We start from the raw sequence: 19136 nt of genomic DNA, 5'->3' as shown, positions 1-19136 counted from the left end.
GGACGCCTTGCAGATGTGGCTTTCCGGCGCCCGCTCCGATGCCTCGGACAGGGGTGGTTGAGCGTGGCTGCCCACTGTATGCAGTTGTCCACTCGCCGCCGGTGATGATCACAACCGCGCAAAAGTGTGGCCAACGTCACGCTCGGAATCAGTCCACCTGGGAATGATTGGCCTTCATCGGTTGGTCAGTCTCCGGACCAGCTTGAGACCCGACCAGGTCGCGTCGATCGCGCAGACCTTCACGTCGACGACGCCGAGCGGGAGGGCGAGCTCGCGGATCCCGTTCTCGTCGAGGTCGGTCGCGACCCCGGACGACCGCTTCGGCCAGACGGCCCAGATCATCCCGGCCGTCGCCGTCCTGGCCAGCAGGACGGGCAGTCGTTTCGCGAGCCGTGAGCGGTCGGGGCAGAACATCAGTACGACGTCGTACGGCGAACGCCCGGCCCGCCGCGTGACCGTCGTACCGGCCGGCAGGCCTTCGACCGTGAAGCCGTCCGGCGCGTTGTCGAGCAGGACCAGGTGCTCGGGCTTGACGCCAAGTTTGGCGGCCAGCGGCTTCCCGGAGTAACCAGGTGTGGTCATGAACCGATGCTAGGGCGGCATACTGGCTGGATGGCGTTGACGGATGAGGCGATCGTCAAGATCAAGGGGATGATCACCTCGGGGGAACTGGGGCCGGGGGATCGACTGCCGAAAGAGGCGGATCTCGCCGCGCGGCTCGGCCTGTCGCGGAACTCGCTGCGGGAGGCGGTCAAGGCGCTCACGCTGGTCAACGTGCTCGACGTCCGGCACGGCGACGGCACGTACGTCAGCAGTCTCGACTCGGCGCATCTGCTCGACGCGCTCAACTTCATGGTCGACCTGCACCGCGACGACTCGGTCCTGCAGTTCTTCGAGGTACGGCGGTTGCTCGAGCCCGGCGTCGCCGCGCTGGCAGCCACCCGGATCAGTCAGGAGCAGGTGATCGAGCTCCGGCTGCTCACGAGCGACCTCACGCCCGACGCGGACGTCGAGGAGTTGGTCGCGAACGACCTGCGGTTCCACCGCGCGATCGCCGAGGCCACCGGGAACCAGGTCGTCTGCTCGCTGCTCGACGGCATTTCGGGTGCGACCCAGCGGGCCCGGATCTGGCGCGGCGTCACCCAGGCCGGCGCCGTCCAGCGGACGCTGGCCGAGCACGCCGCGATCCTCGACGCGATCGAGATCGGCGACGCCGAGGCGGCCCGCGCGTGGATGACCGCTCATATCGCCGGCGTCGAGACCTGGCTGCGCAAGGCTCCGTAGGGGTACAAGCCAAGGTATGGCCTTCGAACCACCCCCGCCCCGGAGCGCGTTGGTGCTGCGGATCGTGTTGTCGGCGTTCGGGGTGGTGCTGTTCGCGGCGAGCGTCGTGCTGGCGCTCGCCTACGACCTCCCGTCGGGCTGGGTGATCGTCTTCGCGGCGCTCGGGGTGGTCGCCCTCGTGGACCTGGTAGTAGTTGCCTGGCGCAAGCGTTCGGAAAAGTAGTTGAAGGGCCGCGGTGGCGGCCAGTATCCTGGTGGACGTCCCATTCCCGGCGTCAGGGGTCCGCGTTGTAGCTCCGAGGTCTTTTCTTCAGTCGATCGATCGCCACCTGTCTGGTGCGCGGTCTCGTCCGAGACCTCGTTGGGAGTTGCAACGCCTATGAGTTTTTCCCTGTCCTGTACCGACCTCTTCTTCGCCTGGCCTGACGGTGAGGTCCTGTTCGACGGCCTGACCTTCGTCGCCGGACCGGTCCGCTCCGGCCTGGTCGGCCGCAACGGCGCCGGTAAGTCGACGCTGCTCCGGCTGATCGCCGGTCGGCTCACCCCGCAGCGCGGGGCGATCCGCGTCAGCGGCGAGCTGGGGTACCTGCCGCAGGACCTGACCCTCGACACGTCGCTGCGCGTCGACCAGGCGCTCGGTATCGAGGGTGTCCGGAAGGCGATCGTCGCGATCGAGTCCGGTGACGCCTCGGAGGAGAACTTCGCGATCATCGGCGACGACTGGGACGTCGACGAACGTGCCGAGGCGCTGCTCGGCAAGCTCGGCCTGGGTGCGATCGGGCTCGATCGCAGCGTCGGCGAGCTCTCCGGCGGCGAGACGATCCTGCTCGGCCTCGCGGCCGAGTTGCTCCGGCGTCCTGACGTACTGCTGCTGGACGAGCCGACGAACAACCTCGACCTGCGGGCGCGGCGGCATCTGTACGACGCCGTCGACCAGTTCCGCGGGGCGTTGCTGATCGTCAGCCACGACCGGGAGCTGCTCGATCGGGTCGACCAGATCGGCGACCTCCGCAAGGGCGACGTCACCTGGTACGGCGGCAACCTGACGGCGTACGAGGAGGCGGTCGCGGTCGAGCAGGAGGCGGCCGAGCGGATGCTGCGGGCGGCGGAGGCCGACGTACGCAAGCAGAAGCGCGACCTGATCGAGGCGCGGATGAAGATGGACCAGCGCCAGGCCCGCGGTCAGCGGGCGTTCGAGAAGGGCGGCATCCCGAAGATCATGGCCGGCAACCTGAAGCGCGGTGCGCAGGTGTCGGCGGGCAAGCACCTCGGGATGCAGTCCGAGCGGCTCGATTCGGCGCAGGAGGCGTTGGCGGACGCGGAGGAGAAGGTCCACGACGACGACACGATCCGGGTGGACCTGCCGAAGACCGCCGTACCTGCCGGTCGCGTGGTGCTGCGGTTGGAGGACCACGTACTGCGCACCGGTGCGCACGTCGACCTGGAGATCCGCGGACCGGAGCGGATCGCGCTGACAGGGCCGAATGGTGCCGGCAAGACGACGCTGCTGCAGTCGATCGTGGCGGGTGAGCTGCCGGCGGTGCCGTTCCGGTACCTGCCCCAGCGACTCGACCTGCTGCGCGACGACCTGTCCGTCGTCGACAACCTGGCGCTGCTGGCCCCGAGTACGGAGAACCAGGAGCGCCGGTCGCGGCTGGCCCGCTTCCTGTTCCGTGGGCGGGCGGCCGACCAGTTCGTCAGTACGTTGTCCGGCGGCGAGCGGTTCCGGGCGACGCTGGCGGCGCTGATGCTGGCCGAGCCGCCACCGCAGCTGCTGATGCTGGACGAGCCGACGAACAACCTCGACCTGTCCAGCGTCGCCCAGCTGAAGGATGCGCTGGCGTCGTACAACGGCGCTCTCGTCATCGCCAGCCACGACGTGCCTTTCCTCCGCGACATCGGCATCACCCGCTGGCTGGAACTGACCCCGGAAACTCTGACGGATATCGACCCCCTGTAACTCCAACTCGAAACGCCCGGCTGGTGACCCCAGCCGGGCGTTTCTGCGTTCCCAGTTGTGTTTGATACCCCCTAGGGGTATGTTTTGGGCATGGACGAGCACGGTGGACAGATGGAGCACGGCGGACATGGCGGGCATGCGGGGCACGGGGATCATGCGGCGCAGTTCAAGGATCGGTTCTGGACCAGCCTCGGGCTGGCCGTGCCGGTGGTGTTCTTCAGCGCGATGTTCGCGGATCTGCTGGGGTACACCAGGCCGGACTTCCCGGGTTCGGGGCTGATCGCGCCGGTGCTCGGCACGGTGATCTTCGTGTACGGCGGGCAGCCGTTCCTCACCGGCGGCTGGAGTGAGCTGAAGTCCCGTCGGCCGGGGATGATGCTGCTGATCTCGATGGCGATCACCGTCGCGTTCGTGGCGTCGTGGGTGACCACGCTGAAGCTCGGCGGGTTCGACCTGGACTTCTGGTGGGAGCTCGCGCTGCTGATCGTGATCATGCTGCTCGGGCACTGGCTGGAGATGCGGGCGCTCGGCGCTGCGTCCGGCGCGCTCGATGCGCTGGCGGCGTTGCTGCCGGATTCGGCCGAGAAGGTGATCGACGGCGAGGTCGTCGAGGTGTCGCTGCACGAACTGCAGGCGGGCGACGTCGTACTCGTGCGGTCCGGTGGCCGAGTGCCGGCGGACGGGACCGTCGTCGACGGGCAGGCCGAGGTCGACGAGTCGATGATCACCGGGGAGTCGCGGCCGGTGTCACGCGCGGTCGGTGATTCCGTGGTGGCGGGAACTGTTGCCACTGACAACGCTCTGCGGGTCGAGATCACGGCGGTCGGCGACGACACCGCGCTGGCCGGCATCCAGCGGCTGGTGGCCGAGGCGCAGGCGTCGTCGTCGCGTGCGCAGGCGCTGGCCGACCGGGCGGCGGCGTTCTTGTTCTACTTCGCGTCGATCGCCGGGCTGATCACGTTCGTGGTGTGGGCGCTGCTCGGCAAGGTCGACGAGGCGGTGACGCGGACGGTGACAGTGCTGGTGATCGCCTGCCCGCACGCCCTCGGCCTGGCGATCCCGCTGGTGATCGCGATCTCCACCGAGCGCGCGGCGAAGGCCGGCGTACTCGTGAAGGACCGGCTTGCACTCGAGCGGATGCGGACGATCGACGCCGTCCTGTTCGACAAGACGGGCACCCTCACCAAGGGCGAACCGGCCGTCACCGGGGTCGCCACCGTCGGCAGCGTCTCACACAACGAATTGCTGGAGCTGGCTGCCGCGGTAGAAGCCGACAGCGAACACCCACTGGCCAAAGCGATCGTCCGCGCTCATGCCGCGCAGGCCAACGGCGTTCGGGTCGGCGGCGGCGCTGCGCCCAGCGCCGCGGAAGGCTGGGCGGTTGACCGTCCCGCTGCAGCCGCTCCCGGGGCGGTTACGGACGGGGGGAGTGCGGGCGCCGCCACCTCGGCTGCCTCCGCCACGTCAGCTGCCGGCGCGGGCAACCGAGTGGTTGCTGCAGGCAACGGGCGACTCGTCGCCTCTGAGTTCCGGTCGTTGACCGGGCGCGGGGTGCAGGCGGTTGTTGATGGTGCTGTGGTTGCGGTTGGAGGCCCGGCGTACTTGCGGGAGAGCGGGCTGGAGGAGCCGGAGGAGCTGCGGACGGAGGTCGCTGCGTGGAAGGAGCGCGGGGCGGCGGTCTTGCATGTTGTGAGGGATGGGCAGGTCGTAGGAGTTGTCGCGCTGGAGGACGAAGTACGGGAGGAGTCCCGGCAGGCGGTGGATGCGTTGCATCGGCGTGGGGTGAAGGTGGCGATGATCACCGGGGATGCGCATCAGGTGGCCGACGCGGTGGCGAAGGAGCTCGGTATCGACGAGGTGTTCGCCGAGGTGCTGCCGCAGGACAAGGACGCCAAGGTCGCCGAGCTGCAGGCCCGCGGGCTGAAGGTCGCGATGGTCGGTGACGGGGTCAACGACGCCCCGGCCCTGGCTCGCGCCGAGGTCGGCATCGCGATCGGCGCCGGTACCGACGTCGCGATCGAATCCGCCGGCGTCGTCCTCGCCGCCGACGACCCGCGCGCGGTGCTCTCGGTGATCGAGCTGTCCAAGGCCAGCTACCGCAAGATGTGGCAGAACCTCATCTGGGCGACCGGCTACAACGTCATCACGGTCCCGCTCGCAGCCGGCGTACTGGCCTTCGCAGGCATCGTCGTCTCACCGGCCGTCGGCGCGCTGCTGATGTCGATCTCCACGATCGTGGTCGCTCTCAACGCCCAACTGCTACGCCGCCTCAACCTCTCACCGGCCCGCCTCGCCGCGTAGCCCACTCAGCACGACCGCCACCAGGCGCCGTACCGCAGCTTTCGACGGTACGGCGCCTGCCGCGCCCAACGCATGCACGCAGTACGTCGCCAGCTCCTTCGCCGGAACGTCATCGCGTACGTCGGTCATCAGGCCGGCGAGGAAATCGACGAGCTGCTCCCGGCCTCGCGCGACATGCTCCGACCGGTGCAACGATGCGGCCGGCTCCGACGGCGGATGCTCGTGGCAGATGAATGCGTACGCCTCCAGCACGGCCTCGAGTCGCCCGGTTTCCGTCCAGATCTCGGTGAGTTGCCGCAGATGGTCGGCGACCTGCCGCTGGTGCCACGCGGTCAGGATCGACTCGACGTCGGGAAAGTACTTGTACAGCGTCGCCCGCCCGACCCCGGCGCGCTGAGCGACCGCCGACATCGTCACCCCGGTCAGCCCGCGCTCGGCGACCACCGAAGCCGTCGCGTCCAGCACCGCCTCCCGCACGGACTCGCGGTGGCCCGCGATGGTGTCGGTCCACAACTTCGGCATACCTGGAGTCTAGCTGGACAGTCTGCCTATGATCGAGACATTGTGTCTCGATAAAGGAGATTGCCGTGCCTGCACTCGAAGCCCACCTCGACACCCCTCGTGCCGATCGGTACCTCGCTCAGCTGACCAGCCATATGGGGCACGGGCCGGGCGGGTTGACGATCCTGTCGGCGGCTGAGGACGAGCTTGTCGTGGATCTCGGTACGGCGACCTGGACCGTCCGGGCGACCCACGATGACCTGGTGCTGCGGGTCGAGGCCGGTGATCAGGCCGCGCTCGCGCAGGCGAGCGAGCGGGTGGCGCACCGGATCGAGCAGATTGCCCGGCGTGACGCACTTCAGGTCGTCTGGCGCCAGGTCTGAGCACTGGGCTGCCTGCACAGTCGGGGCGGGTCGGGTGTGCACACTGGACGGTGAGCGGGCCCGCCAACAGTCGTACGTTCGGTTGAATCCCCAGGGCTGGAGGTTTCGATGGCCGGTACATCTGTTGGTGCGGACGACTATGCGCTCGCCCGCGTCCCGGAGAGCGCGCGGTATTCCTGGTGGTCTGTCGCGACCCAGCGGTTCGGGCAGATCTCGGCGCTGAGTCAGTTCCTGCTCGGCGCGACGCTCGGGTTCGGGATGAGCTTCTGGACCGCGTTCTGGGCGCTGACGCTCGGTGCGGTGATCCTCGAACTCGTCGCGATCCTGATCGGCGTCATCGGCGCCCGCGAGGGGCTGCAGACGTCGGTGATCGCGCGCTGGACCGGGTTCGGCCAGGCCGGCTCGTCGCTGATCGGGCTCGCGATCGGGATCAGCCTGATCGGGTGGTTCGGGATCCAGTCCGCGGTGTCCGCGGCCGGCCTCAGCCAGCTCATCGGCGTACTCCCGACCTGGGGCTGGTCGCTCGTCTTCGGTCTCGCGGTGACGCTCGTCGTACTGCGCGGCTTCCACTCGATGGCCTGGGTCGCGTACGTGACCGTGCCGGCGTTCCTGATCCTGGTCGGCTGGTCGATCATCAGCGAACTGTCCGACCACAGCTTCGGCTCGCTCGTGAACGCCGCGCCGCCCGGTCCGCACCTGAGCCTGCTCGAGGGTACGACGCTCGTCGCCGGCGACGTCGTCAAGCAGACCGTGCTCGGCATCACGCTCGGCGAGTACGTGATCGGCCTCGTCGGCGTACTGCTCGCGCACGCCGTCGGTTCGGCGAACGTGATCACGATCGTCACCTCGTCGGTCGGCTGGGTCGGCACGCTGGTGATCATCCTCGGCACGATCAAGATCAACGACTGGAACCTGTACAGCTCCGGCCTCGGCATCGTGAACTTCATCGGCACCGTCTTCGGCCGGCACGTCAACCGGGCCGTGGTCACGCTGGTCGTCGGCGTCCTCGGCAGCGTGCTCGCGGCCGGCGGGATCCTCGACAAGTTCACCGAATTCCTGACCGTGCTCGGCGTCGCGTTCCCGCCGATCGCCGGAATCATGGTCGCCGAGTACTTCGTGGTGAAGCGCTGGCGTCCCGACCTTGAGGCGACCCGGGCCGAGGGCACGCTGCCCGCGACCGCGCCGACCTGGGTGCCGGCCACGATCGTGATCTGGGTCGGCGCCGCGCTGATCGGCAAGTACGTCGCCTGGGGTCTGCCCAGCATCAACTCACTGGTCGTCGGCTTCGCGGCGTACGTCGTGGCGGGCAAGCTCGGCCTGATCCGCGGCGTCGGCACCAGCCGCACCATGGAGAGTGCACCGACCGAGATCACCACCGTCGTACAACCTGGGAGGATCTGAATGCGTATCGGCATCGATGTCGGTGGCACCAACACCGACGCCGTGCTGCTCGACGGGACGAGCGTCCTGGCCGCGAACAAGTCGGCGACCAGCGCGGACGTCACGGCAGGCATCATCGACACCCTCGACCGGCTGCAGGCGGAGCGATCCTTCGACCCCGCGCAGGTCCAGGCCGTGATGATCGGCACCACGCACTTCATCAACGCACTGGTCGAGGCGCGTCGGCTCGCGCCGACCGCGGCATTGCGGCTCGGTCTGCCCGCCACGGCATCGCTGCCGCCGCTGGTCGACTGGCCCGAGCGGCTGGTCGAGGCGATCAGCGGGCGGAGCTATCTGGCGCACGGCGGGCACGAGTTCGACGGCCGGCACATCGCCGAGCTGGACGAGGCCGAGCTGCGCCGGCACGCGGGCGACATGGTGAAGCACGGCGTACGGTCGGTGGCGATTTCGTCGGTGTTCTCGCCGGTGAGCAACGAGTTCGAACTGCGCGCGGCGGAGATCCTGCGCTCCGAGCTCGGTGACGACGTGGCGATCTCGCTGTCGCACGAGATCGGCCGGATCGGGCTGCTCGAGCGGGAGAACGCGACGATCATCAACGCCGCGCTGCGTGAGCTGGCCGCTTCGATCGTCGACGGGTTGTCCGGCGCGGTTGCCGGTCACGGCATCTCCGCGCCGCTGTACCTGAGCCAGAATGACGGCACGCTGATGGACGTCGACTTCGCCCGCCGGTACCCGGTCGCGACGTTCGCGTCCGGACCGACGAACTCGATGCGCGGTGCGGCACTGCTGTCCGGGCTCGACACCTGTGCTGTGGTTGACGTCGGTGGTACGACGAGTGATGTCGGCGTACTCACGCACGGCTTCCCGCGCGAGGCGACCACCGAGGTCGACGTGGCCGGGGTGCGGACGAACTTCCGGATGCCCGATGTGCTCAGCATCGGGATCGGCGGTGGCAGCTTGGTTGCCTCGGACAATCAATCGGCGACTGATGCGGTGACGGTCGGTCCGCGGTCGGTCGGTTACCGCCTGACCGAGGAGGCCCTGGTCTTCGGCGGCCGGACACTGACGGCGACAGACATCGCGGTCGCGGCCGGCCGGGCCGAGGTGGGTGACGCTTCGGCGGTCGCCGAGCTGGATCCGACGCTGGTGAAGGCGGCTCTGGCTCGGGTGGCGGCGGATATCGCGGATGCGGTGGAGCGGATGCGCACGTCGCCCGACCCGCTGCCAGTGGTGGCGGTCGGCGGTGGGTCGATCCTGCTGCCGGACGATCTGCCTGGGAGTCTCGCCGTCCATCGGCCGGATCACTTCGCGGTCGCCAACGCGATCGGCGCCGCGATCGCGCAGGTCGGCGGCGAGGTCGACCGGGTGTACGCGATCGACCCCGGCCGCCGAGACGCGGTGGTGGACGAGGCTCGGCAGGAGGCCGTCGATCGGGCGATCGCGGCCGGCGCGGATCCCGCGGCCGTGCGGATCGTCGACTTCGACGAGGTCCCGATCCCCTACCTGCCCGGCAACGCGACCCGCATCCGCTGCAAGGCCGTCGGCGACCTCCGCCTCGGCGAGGCATCATGAGCGCCGGGGTGGAGTGGTTGTGATGAAGCTTCGTGCTGAGGATCTGGGGTCGCTTGCTCGCGGTGCTGCCGTGCTGGGTACCGGGGGTGGCGGGGATCCGCATATCGGGAAGCTGCTCGCGCAGCAGGCTGTGCGGGAGCACGGGCCGGTGGAGATCGTTGCCGTCGGCGACCTTCCGGACGACGCCTGTGTGTTGCCGGTGGCAATGATGGGCGCGCCGACGGTGATGGTGGAGAAGCTACCGTCCGCGGACCAGATCTCGGTCGCGGTGCAGACGCTCGCGAAGTACGTCGGGAAGACGCCGACCCACCTGGCCTGTATCGAGGCCGGCGGGGTCAACTCGACCGTGCCGGTGATCGCCGCCGCGCAGCTCGGGCTGCCGCTGGTGGACGGTGACGGGATGGGCCGCGCGTTCCCCGAGCTGCAGATGGTGCTGCCGACACTCGCCGGGATCGAGGCCACCCCGATGTCGATCGTCGACGAGAAGGGCAACCGCGGGGTCTTCGACACGGTCACGAACGAATGGGCCGAACGGCTGGCGCGCTCCGCGACCATCGACATGGGCTGCTCGGCGATCGTCTCGCTGTACGCGATGACCGGCGCCGAGATCCGCGGTGCGTTCGTCGCCGGCACGCTCAGCAAGTGCGTCACGATCGGCCGGGCGATCGAGCAGGCCCAACGTGAGCACGCCGATCCGGTCGCGGCCGTGGTCGACGAGCTCGGCGGCCGGCTTCTGCATGTGGGCAAGGTCGTCGACGTGCAACGCCGTACGACGACCGGCTTCGCCCGTGGCGACGCGACCGTCGACGGGCTGGACGCGTCGCACGGGCGGGTGATGGTGCTGCGGTTCCAGAACGAGCACCTGGTCGCGGAGCTCGAGGGTACTGCGATCGCGACCACGCCGGACCTCATCATCGTGCTCGACACCGAGACCGGCGAGCCGATCACCACCGAGGCGCTGCGCTACGGCCATCGTGTCAGCGTGCTCGCCGCCCCGGCCGACGAACGCTGGCACTCGCCGGAAGGTATCCAGCTGGTCGGCCCGCGGTACTTCGGCTACGACCTCGACCCGATCCGGGCTTTGGAGACCGTATGAGCTGGACGTTGGACATCGAGCACCTGCGGGACCTCGCCCGCGGGGCGGCGATCCTCGGGACCGGTGGTGGCGGGGATCCGTTGATCGGGCGGCTGCTGGTCGAGCAGGCGATCCGGGAGCACGGGCCGGTGACGGTCCTGGATCCGGACGAGCTGGACGACGACGCGTTCGTCATCCCGACCGCGCAGATGGGCGCGCCGACCGTGATCGTGGAGAAGATCCCGCGCGGCAGCGAACCGGTCGGCGCCCTGCGCGCGCTCGAGAAGCACCTCGGCCGGACCGCCGACGCGACGATGCCGATCGAGTGCGGCGGCATCAACTCGATGATCCCGCTGCTCGTTGCCGCCCGTACCGGTCTGCCGGTGGTCGACGCCGACGGCATGGGCCGGGCGTTCCCCGAGCTGCAGATGGAGACGTTCTCGGTGTACGGCGTACCGGGGTCGCCGATGGCGATCGCGGGGGAGCACGACGAGACCGTGGTGATCGACACCGGCACGGACAACAAGCAGATGGAGTGGCTCGCGCGCGGGATCACGATCCGGCTCGGCGGGGTCGCGCATATCGCGGAGTACTCGATGACGGGCGCCGAGGTGAAGCGCACCGCCGTACCGCGGACGCTGTCGCTCGGCCTGTCGATCGGTCGTGCGGTCCGGGAGGCGCGCGAGGCGCACCGGGATCCGATCGAGGCGCTGCGGGCTGCGTTGGCGCCGACGCTGTACAACCACCTGCGGGTGCTGTTCCGCGGGAAGGTGGTCGACGTGGAACGCCGTACGCTCGAGGGCTTCGCCCGCGGGCGGGCGCGGTTCACCGGGTACGACGGGACGTCGGAGCTCGAGCTGCGTTTCCAGAACGAGAACCTGGTCGCAGAGGTCGACGGCGAGGTGGTGTGCACGGTGCCGGACCTGATCTGCGTGCTGGAGGCGGACACCGCCGAGCCGATCACCACCGAGGGCCTCCGGTACGGCCAGCGGGTCACCGTGGTCGGCATCTCGACACCTGACCTGATGCGGACGCCTGAGGCCCTGGCGGTCTTCGGACCGGACTGCTTCGGACTGGACGTGGAGTTCAAGCCGGTCGAACGCCGCGGTGACCTGGTCACCACCCTCTAGCTCTCGGCCCGCCGTGCTGACCCCTCCGCGGCGGGCCGGGATTCCAACCGGACGCCCACCACTCACCAACCTCACGGCTCCCACGGCCTGCACGCTCAGCTGGCAGCCGCCGCGGTCAGTTCGGCGCTTTTGGTGAGTGCCGCACGTCCGCAATGCGAGGATCGCCCCATGACCAGTGTCGTCAGGCCGCAGGATCTGAAGGCGCTGGTTGTCGGCGTCACGCTGCTGGGGTCGGGTGGTGGCGGCGACACGGGGTCGTTCGGGCGGATGCTGCGCCGGCGGCTGGGTGACCGCGAGTTGGTACTGCGTGACGCCGCGGACGTACCGGATGCGTTGGTGAGTCCGATCGGCGTGGTCGGGGCGACCAGTGTGCTGATGGAGAAGCTGCCGAGTGGTGGTGAGTTCGACACTGCGGTGCGGGCGGTCAGCCGGTGGGCCGGGGCGGACGTCACCGGTCTGATGCCGCTGGAGGCCGGTGGCCTCAACGGGCTGACTCCGCTGATCGCTGCACTGGATCTGGGCCTTCCGGTGGTCGACGCCGACCTGATGGGTCGCGCGCTGCCGCGGCTGGACCAGTTCTCGTGGGCGGTGGCGGGTCGTTCGCTGACGCCATGTGCTCTCAGTGAGCCGAGCGGTCAGGTGATTGTCGTCGATAACGTCGACGCAGCCGGTCTGGAGCGAGCAGTGCGCAGCTTCGTCGCGCACACCGGTGGCTGGGCGGTGCTGGCGTTGGCGCCTACCCCGGTGGAGGCTGCGGCGGCTGACGCCGTACAGGGGAGTTTGACGCGGGCTCTGGCGCTTGGGCGAGCTCATGCGGCTCTACAGCCGACTGCTACACCGGCTGAGATCGCTGACGGTCTGGGTGGCCGGCTGCTGGCGAGCGGTCGTGTCGAGCAGGTTGCCCGGCACCTGATCGCTGACGGTGGCGCTGCGTTCGGTCGCGGCAGCGTGTGTGTGGTGGACTCTGCCAGCCGTGCAGTAGTCCGGATCGAGACGGAGAACGAGTACCTGCTCGCACTGGTCGACGGCACACCCGCAGTGACCACACCGGACCTGCTGTGTCTGCTGGACCGCCGTACGCTGCAGCCGATCGCCGTGGACGCGATCCGCACCGGCGACGAAGTACTGGTACTCGCACTGCCCGGACCCACATGGTGGCGCCGGCCCGACCGGCTGACGCACGTCGGACCCGAAGCCTTCGGCCTCACCTGCGCGCCCCAGCTGCTGGAGGCGTCATGAGGCCCCTGTCGCCAACGCTGGCAGCCATGCTCACCTCACCCGGCTGGCTGGATGTCGTAGTGCTGGGAGGCGGCGGGGATCCTGGGCCGCGGTTGACCGGGTCTGTAGTGGCGCTGGAGTTGTCTGTGCACCCAGAGCCGATGGACGGGCAGGTACTTGTCGTGCTGCTGGCGGGTGATCACACCGACTGGCGGATCGATGCCCTGATCAGCCGGGCATCGGCGGCCGGGGCAGCGGCCGTACTGCTGGCTGGTGTCGAGCCGTTGGGCCGTGGGGCTCAGCTGTTGGCAGAGCGGTTGCAGTTGCCGGTGCTGGGATGCCAGGACCCGCTGGCAGCTCATGAGCACTTGCGACGGGTCACGGCCGAGCCGGAGGTCGTGCGGTCTGACCTGGTGCTCCGGGCGGTCTCGGCGCTGCGCCGGGCGAATGGAGATCTGGCGTCGGTGCTGCGGACTGCGGCTGGCGTGCTGGAGCGTCCTGTCACGCTAGCGGGCGCCGACGGCGGCACGCTCGCCGGTGAGCCGCTGGAGCCGGGCGAGCGGACCGCATTGGTTGCTGCGTTGCCTCGGGTGCCGGTTGGGTGGGCAGCGCCGTACCGGGTGGATCTGGCGAGTGGTGCGGTGCTGATAGCTGTTGCTGTGCTGGGTGTGGGGCCGGTGTGCTGGTTGGTGGCGCGTTTGCCTGCGGTGGTGCCGGCCGAGGTCGCCGCCGTACCTGAGGTGCTGAGTGTGGTCGCACCGGCGGTGGGCGAGCGGTTGGCGTTGCGGCGGTTGGAGCTGGAGCGGGATGCGCGTCAACGTACGTCGCTGCTCGGTGAACTGCTGCATGGTGAGCCGTCGGAGGCCACGCGTCGACGGGCCGTGGATCTGGGCTGGCAGCTCGACGGGTGGCACACGGGGATCCGGATCGGCGCGGATGGACAGGTGGATGTCGCGGGTCGGCGTACCGATGTGGTGGAGGCGTTCGACGCCGAGGGGCTGCAGGCGGTTGTGGTGGAGCAGGGCGATGGGTGGTCGGCGTGGATCACCGCGGTGAGTGAGCCGACCGCGACCGAGGTACAGGAGCAGGCGGCGACGATCCGGCGGGTGCACCGTCGGTTGGTGCAGACCGTTGATGCGTACGTCGGCGTGGGTCGTGTGCAGGCCGGTCCGAGCGGGATCGCCACCACGCTGGCCGAAGCCGGTGATGCTGCCGGTCTCGCACGTGGTCGTGCGGAGACTGGCCGCTTCCTTCACGTTGACCGCCTGGGGTTGGCGCAGCTGCTGCTGGCGTGGACCCGGACGGACACGTTCCAGCCCGCTGCCCAGGCCCTCCTGGCCCCCATCAAGGACCAGCCCGGCGACCTGGTCACCACACTGGCCGTCTACCTCGACACGGAGTCCTCCGTCGCCGAAACCGCAGCAGTACTGGGCATCCACCGCAACACAGCAGCCGCCCGAGTCCAGAAGATCCAGCACCTACTAGGCGTAGACCTCACCAACCCAGACGAACGCCTAGCCCTACACCTAGCCTCCCGCACCACTCCCGGCTGACGGGGCTTTAGCCGGGAGTGGGGGCGTCGTTGCGGAGTAGGCCGGCGGACTTGAGGTCCGACCAGAGGGCCGCGGGGATCTCGGCTCGGGACAGGGCTGCGTTGGTGTGGACTTCCTCCGGGGTGCGGCAGCCTACGGCGATGCCGGCTACTGCGGGGTGTGCAAGGGGGAACGCGAGCGCGGCGGCCGGGAGGGTCGTGCCGTGGGATTCGCAGAGGTCCGCGAGTTTGTTGGCCTTGTCGAGCAGGGCTTGTGCGGCCGGCTCGTAGTTGAAGGTGGCACCGGCGACCGGGCGCGGCTGCGACAGCAACCCCGAGTTGAAGATGCCGACGGCAACTACCTGTACGTCGTGCTCCAGGCACGCGGGAAGTACGTCGTCGAGCCCGTCCGGGTCGATCAGCGTGTAGCGGCCGGCCAGCATGATCACGTCGATGTCGACCTCCTGGACGAACCGGGTCAGCATCGCCGACTGGTTCATCCCGGACCCGATCGCGCCGATCACACCCTGCTCACGGAGCTCGATCAGCGTCGGGAACGCGGTCGCGACCGCCTCGTCGTAGTGATCGTCCGGGTCGTGCACGAAGACCACGTCGAGCCGGTCGGTGCCGATCCGCTGCAGCGAGTCCTCGATGCTCCGCAGTACGCCGTCCCGGCTGAAGTCCCACCGGCGGCGCCGGGTGGTGTCGACCGCGAACCCCTCGTCGTCCATCGCCGCATCCGAGGCGTGGTAGATGATCCGCCCGACCTTGCTCGACAGCACGTACGCGTCGCGCGGCTTGTCCCGCAGCCCAGCCCCGAGCCGCTCCTCGGCCAGTCCGAGACCGTAGTGCGGCGCGGTGTCGAAGTACCGCCAGCCTTCGTCCCAGGCCGCGTTCACGGTGGCGATCGCCTCGACGTCACTGACCTCGCCGAGCAGGTTGCCCAGCGGCGCACCGCCGAGCCCGACGCGCTGGTCGTCCGGGAAGAGCTTCATCAGCGCGCCGCCGGAAGCCGGAGGTTCTGCATGCCGCCGTCGACGGCCAGCGCCGTACCCGTGGTCGAGCCCGACAGCGGACTGGCCAGATACGCGATCGCCGAAGCGACCTCGTCCGCCGACACCAGCCGGCCCATCGGTTGCCGGGCCTCGAGCGCGGCCCGCTCGGCCTCGGGGTCGGCTGCCACGTCGAGCAGCCGGCCGACCCACGGCGTGTCCGCAGTACCGGGGTTCACGCAGTTCACCCGGATGCCTTCGCGGACGTGGTCCGCGGCCATCGCCATCGTCAGCGCGAGGACGGCGCCCTTGCTCGCGGAGTACAGCGCGCGGTTCGGTAGGCCGGCGGTCGCGGCGATCGAGCAGGTGTTGACGATCGCGGCCGCCTCCGACTTGCGCAGGTGCGGCAGCGCGGCCCGGGTGACGCGGGCGATCCCGACCACGTTGACGTCGAACACCCGGTGCCACTCGTCGTCGTCGTTCGCGGCGACCGTGCCCTGGGCGCCGATCCCGGCGTTGTTCACCACGATGTCGATCCCGCCGAGCTGCAGCGCCGCGGCGGCGACCGCGTCCCGGATCGAGCCGTCGTCGGTGACGTCCGCGGCGATGCCGATCAGCGGCGCCTCGACCTCGGGCTTCAGATCGAAGACGACCACCTGGGCACCGCGGGCCGCGAGCAGCTTCGCCGCCGCCAGGCCGATCCCCGATGCACCGCCGGTCACCACGGCCCGAAGGCCGGCGAAGTCCGTCACTTCTTCTCCTCTGTCAGGTCTGTCCAGATCTTGCCACCCGGGAACCGGAAGTCGGTCAGCGTCTCAGCATCCATCTCGGCGCCGAACCCGGGCCGCACCGGCGCCACGTAGTGCCCGTCCCGGATCACCACCGGGTCCAGGAAGTGCTCGTGCAGATGGTCGACGTACTCGATCACCCGGTCCTGCATCGATCCGCTCACCGCGACGTAGTCGAACATCGACAGGTGCTGGACCAGCTCACACAGTCCTACCCCACCCGCATGCGGGCACACCGGTACGCCGAACTTGGCCGCCAGCAGCAGGTTCGCGATGTTCTCGTTGACGCCGGCGACGCGGGCCGAGTCGAGCTGCAGGACCGAGAGCGACCCGGCCTGCAACAGCTGTTTGAAGATCACCCGGTTCTGCACGTGCTCGCCGGTCGCAACCTTGATCGGCGCGATCGCCCGCGCGATCGTCGCGTGCCCGAGGATGTCGTCCGGGCTGGTCGGCTCCTCGACCCAATAGACGTCGTACGGCGCCAGCGCCCCGACCCAGCGGATCGCGTCGGCCACGTCCCAGCGCTGGTTGGCGTCGACCGCGATCCGGATGTCCGGTCCGACCGCCGCACGGGCCAGCTGCATCCGGCGGATGTCGTCGTCGAGGTTCGCGCCGACCTTGAGCTTGATCTGGGTGAAGCCGTCCGCGACCGCCTCGTGACACAGCCGGACCAGCTTCGCGTCGTCGTACCCGAGCCAGCCGGGCGTCGTCGTGTACGCCGGGTAACCGCGCTCGCGCAGTACCGCCTCCCGCTCGGCCCGGCCCGGCTTCGCGGCGCGCAGGATCTCCAGCGCCTCGTCGCGGGTGAGGGCGTCGGTCAGGTAGCGGAAGTCGACCAGGTCGACGATCTGCTCCGGGGTCAGGTCGGACAGCAGCTTCCACAGCGGTACGCCGGCGCGCTTGGCGGCCAGGTCCCAGACCGCGTTGACGACCGCGCCGATCGCCATGTGCATGACGCCCTTCTCGGGGCCGAGCCAGCGCAGCTGCGAGTCGTGCACGAGCGACTTCCAGAACCCGCCGAGATCGCTCAGCGTCGCGTCCAGGTCGAGCCCGACGACGTGGTCGCGCAGCGCCTCGATCGCCGTGGTCTCGACGTCGTTGCCCCGGCCGATCGTGAACGCGAAACCGTGCCCCTCCAGCCCGTCACCGGCGTCGGTCCGCAGGATCACGTACGCCGCGGAGTAGTCCGGGTCGGTGTTCATCGCGTCGGAGCCGTCCAGGTCCAGCGACGTGGGGAAGCGGACGTCGTACGTCTCGAACTCGGTGAATCGTGGCATCGAGAACCCGATCTGCAGCGGTGGGCGGGACTGTCGAGGTGAATCCTATAGGATATGTGGCGATCGTGGCACCTGATTGGGTGTGTGGACAACGGCCCCCGTTACAGTCGGTGGCGTGACGGACGAGCGCGATGGGGTACTCCGGCTGGGCAACCGGTCGTTCGCGGCGGGTGAGTTCGCGCTGATGGCGATCGTCAACCGGACGCCGGACTCGTTCTTCGACCGCGGTGCGACGTACGCGACCGACGCGGCGTACGAGGCCATCGACAAGGCGGTCGCGGACGGTGCCGACCTGGTCGACATCGGCGGCGTGAAGGCCGGGTACGGCGAACCCGTCAGTCAGGACGAGGAGCTGCGCCGGACCGTGGACTTCGTGGCCGGGATCCGGGCGCGCCACCCGTCGCTGGTGATCAGCGTGGACACGTACCGCAGCGGGGTCGCACGCCGGGTCGCCGAGGCCGGCGCGGATCTGCTCAACGACACCTGGGCAGGCGCCGACCCCGACCTCGTGTACGCCGCCGCGGAGGCCGGGACCGGGCTGGTCTGCAGCCACGTCGGCGGCCTGTCTCCGCGCACGGACCCGCACCGGATGGCGTACGACGACGTGGTCGCCGACGTGATCCGTACGACGACCGCGCTGGCCGAGTGGGCGGTCGAAGCCGGCGTCCGGCCGGACGGGATCCTGATCGACCCGACGCACGACTTCGGCAAGAACACGCTGCAGTCGCTCGAGCTGACCCGCCGCCTCGACGAGCTCGCCGCGACGGGCTGGCCGGTCCTGGTCGCGGTGTCGAACAAGGACTTCATCGGCGAGACGCTGGAGCTGCCGCCGGGTCAGCGCGGCAACGGGACGCTGGCGGCGCTGAGCGTCTCCGCCTGGCTCGGTGCGCGGGTCTTCCGGGTGCACGACGTAGCGGCGGCCCGCCAGGCGCTCGATTTCATCGCCGTACTGCGGGGCAGTGCGCAGCCCGCCGGAACCCGAAGGAGCCTGGCTTGATGCTCGAGGAACTGTCCGACGAGGAGCTGATCGCCGTCTACGCGGTCGAGGACCGGTCGGTGCCGCATCTGCGGGCGAACTTCGTCAGCAGCCTGGACGGTGCGGTCGAGATCGACGGGAAGTCGAAGGCGCTGTCGAGCGACTCGGACAGCCGGGTGTTCAGTATGGTGCGGCGGCTGGCGGACGTGGTGCTGGTCGGCGCCGGGACGATCCGCGACGAGGGGTACAACCCGCTGCGGTTGTCGAAGGCGGCGCGGGAGTGGCGTACGGCGGCGGGGCTGGCGGAGAACCCGACGCTTGCGATCGTGTCGTCGCGGCTCGAGTTGAGCCCGGTGAACCCGGTGTTCCAGTCCGCCGTACGGCCGGTCGTGGTGACGCATGAAGCGGCGCCGACGGACCGTCGCGAGGCGCTGGGGGAGGTGGCGGACCTGATCGTCCTGGGCTCTGGCGAGGTCGATCTGCGGGCGGTCGTGGATGAGCTGGCGGCGCGGGGGATGCCGCAGATCCTGTGCGAGGGCGGGCCGCATCTGCTGGGCGCGCTCACCGAGGCCGACCTGGTCGACGAGCTCTGTTTGGCCCTGGCTCCGCTGCTGGCCGGCCCGGGTTCGGGGCGCATCACGGCAGGTCTGCCGACGACGCTCACCCGCCAGATGAAACTGCGGACGACCCTGCGGGCCGAGGACGACTACCTCTTCTTCCGCTACACCCGAGAGGTCTGACCGATGT

18 protein-coding genes are annotated in these 19136 nt (G+C 69.5%); 13 read left to right on the top strand and 5 right to left on the bottom strand.

The annotated features are described in order from the left end of the window. Positions 1–174: 174 nt before the first annotated feature. Positions 175–582, bottom strand: coding sequence for a DUF3052 domain-containing protein (locus ABT313_RS32190; protein WP_350861593.1), 408 nt, complete (start codon positions 580–582; stop codon positions 175–177). A gap of 30 nt (positions 583–612) precedes the next feature. Here ABT313_RS32190 and ABT313_RS32185 point away from each other — a divergent pair, with 30 nt between their 5' ends. The 4 genes from ABT313_RS32185 to ABT313_RS32170 all read left to right on the top strand — a co-directional run bounded on the left by ABT313_RS32185 (position 613) and on the right by ABT313_RS32170 (position 5545). Then, positions 613–1284 (top strand): FadR/GntR family transcriptional regulator, encoded by a 672-nt coding sequence (locus ABT313_RS32185; protein WP_350861591.1) that lies wholly within the window; start codon positions 613–615, stop codon positions 1282–1284. A 16-nt stretch (positions 1285–1300) separates the two neighbouring features. Continuing rightward, entirely contained in the window at positions 1301–1507 is a 207-nt protein-coding gene (locus ABT313_RS32180; protein WP_350861589.1) for a DUF6343 family protein, read from the top strand. A gap of 156 nt (positions 1508–1663) precedes the next feature. After that, positions 1664–3244, top strand: a complete 1581-nt coding sequence (locus tag ABT313_RS32175) for an ABC-F family ATP-binding cassette domain-containing protein (RefSeq protein WP_350861587.1) — start codon at positions 1664–1666, stop codon at positions 3242–3244. A gap of 90 nt (positions 3245–3334) precedes the next feature. Next, positions 3335–5545 carry a heavy metal translocating P-type ATPase gene (locus tag ABT313_RS32170; protein WP_350861585.1) on the top strand — a complete coding sequence of 737 codons (2211 nt, stop codon included), beginning with the start codon at positions 3335–3337 and terminating at the stop codon, positions 5543–5545. Here the strand turns inward: ABT313_RS32170 and ABT313_RS32165 are convergent. Next, a complete protein-coding gene (locus tag ABT313_RS32165) occupies positions 5522–6067 on the bottom strand; it encodes a TetR/AcrR family transcriptional regulator (RefSeq protein WP_350861583.1) in 546 nt (181 codons plus the stop codon). The genes ABT313_RS32170 and ABT313_RS32165 overlap by 24 nt on opposite strands. Positions 6068–6132: 65 nt before the next feature. On the opposite strand from ABT313_RS32165, the gene ABT313_RS32160 reads away from it, so the two are divergent. The 7 genes from ABT313_RS32160 to ABT313_RS32130 all read left to right on the top strand — a co-directional run bounded on the left by ABT313_RS32160 (position 6133) and on the right by ABT313_RS32130 (position 14378). Further along, positions 6133–6429 (top strand): DUF2218 domain-containing protein, encoded by a 297-nt coding sequence (locus tag ABT313_RS32160; RefSeq protein ID WP_350861581.1) that lies wholly within the window; start codon positions 6133–6135, stop codon positions 6427–6429. Between the two features lie 108 nt (positions 6430–6537). Then, complete coding sequence (locus ABT313_RS32155) at positions 6538–7830, top strand: purine-cytosine permease family protein (RefSeq protein ID WP_350861579.1); 1293 nt, start codon at positions 6538–6540, stop codon at positions 7828–7830. Beyond that, on the top strand, positions 7831–9402 hold the full coding sequence (locus tag ABT313_RS32150) for a hydantoinase/oxoprolinase N-terminal domain-containing protein (RefSeq protein ID WP_350861577.1): 1572 nt from the start codon (positions 7831–7833) through the stop codon (positions 9400–9402). Between the two features lie 22 nt (positions 9403–9424). Further along, positions 9425–10498: an S-methyl thiohydantoin desulfurase family protein gene (locus tag ABT313_RS32145; RefSeq protein ID WP_350861575.1), complete on the top strand. Its 1074-nt coding sequence runs from the start codon at positions 9425–9427 to the stop codon at positions 10496–10498. Then, the gene (locus ABT313_RS32140; RefSeq protein WP_350861573.1) at positions 10495–11607 is read left to right on the top strand and encodes an S-methyl thiohydantoin desulfurase family protein; all 1113 of its coding nucleotides are present in this window, start codon (positions 10495–10497) and stop codon (positions 11605–11607) included. The genes ABT313_RS32145 and ABT313_RS32140 overlap by 4 nt, the downstream gene beginning before the upstream one ends. Positions 11608–11775: 168 nt before the next feature. Next, the gene (locus tag ABT313_RS32135) at positions 11776–12846 is read left to right on the top strand and encodes a DUF917 domain-containing protein (RefSeq protein WP_350861571.1); all 1071 of its coding nucleotides are present in this window, start codon (positions 11776–11778) and stop codon (positions 12844–12846) included. Beyond that, complete coding sequence (locus tag ABT313_RS32130; protein ID WP_350861569.1) at positions 12843–14378, top strand: helix-turn-helix domain-containing protein; 1536 nt, start codon at positions 12843–12845, stop codon at positions 14376–14378. The genes ABT313_RS32135 and ABT313_RS32130 overlap by 4 nt, the downstream gene beginning before the upstream one ends. A 7-nt stretch (positions 14379–14385) precedes the next feature. On the opposite strand, the gene ABT313_RS32125 is transcribed toward ABT313_RS32130, so the two are convergent. Genes ABT313_RS32125 through ABT313_RS32115 form a run of 3 tightly spaced genes read right to left on the bottom strand, consistent with a single transcriptional unit; the run spans position 14386 to position 17413 of the window. Further along, positions 14386–15351: an aldo/keto reductase gene (locus ABT313_RS32125; RefSeq protein WP_350861567.1), complete on the bottom strand. Its 966-nt coding sequence runs from the start codon at positions 15349–15351 to the stop codon at positions 14386–14388. Next, positions 15351–16100, bottom strand: coding sequence for an SDR family NAD(P)-dependent oxidoreductase (locus tag ABT313_RS32120; protein ID WP_350861565.1), 750 nt, complete (start codon positions 16098–16100; stop codon positions 15351–15353). The genes ABT313_RS32125 and ABT313_RS32120 overlap by 1 nt, the downstream gene beginning before the upstream one ends. Continuing rightward, positions 16097–17413: an L-fuconate dehydratase gene (locus tag ABT313_RS32115; protein ID WP_350861563.1), complete on the bottom strand. Its 1317-nt coding sequence runs from the start codon at positions 17411–17413 to the stop codon at positions 16097–16099. The genes ABT313_RS32120 and ABT313_RS32115 overlap by 4 nt, the downstream gene beginning before the upstream one ends. 184 nt (positions 17414–17597) lie before the next feature. Between ABT313_RS32115 and folP the strand changes: the two genes are divergently transcribed. Both folP and ABT313_RS32105 read left to right on the top strand, forming a co-directional pair. Beyond that, entirely contained in the window at positions 17598–18410 is an 813-nt protein-coding gene (gene folP, locus ABT313_RS32110; protein ID WP_350862449.1) for a dihydropteroate synthase, read from the top strand. Then, a complete protein-coding gene (locus ABT313_RS32105) occupies positions 18410–19129 on the top strand; it encodes a pyrimidine reductase family protein (RefSeq protein WP_350861561.1) in 720 nt (239 codons plus the stop codon). The genes folP and ABT313_RS32105 overlap by 1 nt, the downstream gene beginning before the upstream one ends. Positions 19130–19136 lie beyond the last annotated feature (7 nt).

Source organism: Kribbella sp. NPDC000426 (assembly GCF_040300265.1).
In the GTDB taxonomy this organism is placed as follows: domain Bacteria; phylum Actinomycetota; class Actinomycetes; order Propionibacteriales; family Kribbellaceae; genus Kribbella.
This window is presented reverse-complemented; position numbering and strand designations above follow the sequence as displayed.